At 66.7% G+C, this 519-nt stretch carries 1 protein-coding gene; it reads right to left on the minus strand.

Going from position 1 to position 519, the window contains the following annotated elements; all coding sequences use genetic code 11:
- Positions 1 to 496 (minus strand): hypothetical protein (locus MJ797_RS16955; RefSeq protein WP_239335972.1); only part of this gene is annotated, 496 nt, incomplete at its 3' end.
- Positions 497 to 519 lie beyond the last annotated feature (23 nt).

Here is a 519-nt window from a genome sequence, read left to right on the forward strand (position 1 = left end):
CTGGGCTGCCGACAACCGGCGCGGAATCCGGCGGGTCCGAAGAATCATGGCGAAGCGTCACAAACGTCGAGCCGGGCTCTGGCCAGTCCTCGACCATCAGGTCAATCTCAGTCGACGGGTCGACAACGGCGACGGTCACCGCCGCCGAATCCACGTTCAGCACGGTGGAGGCGTCCCGGCCGGTGCCCGGTGGGAACTGCACAACAGTCATGTCAGCGTAGGTCTGCGGCAGCGTGTTCGAGACCGTCAGCGGATGGTCGGACGCGGCTTGTAGCCAGTGGGCGACAGCATCCTCCGACATGGGCGGCAAGATCGCGTACACGGGTTCCTGGACGACTGGTGAACGATGGAGCAGTTCGGGGAGGGTCGTATCGGCGCCCCACCGCAACGCCGCCTCCGTCGTCGACGCCCCCACCAGCGAACCACCCGCCGAAACGCCCGTGGACACAGCCCCACCAGCCAACGCCCCCAGCACATCATCCCCCACCAAGTCCACCCGCCGACCATCCGCCATAAACC

It is taken from the genome of Protofrankia sp. CiP3 (genome assembly GCF_917627345.1).
GTDB lineage: Bacteria > Actinomycetota > Actinomycetes > Frankiales > Frankiaceae > Protofrankia.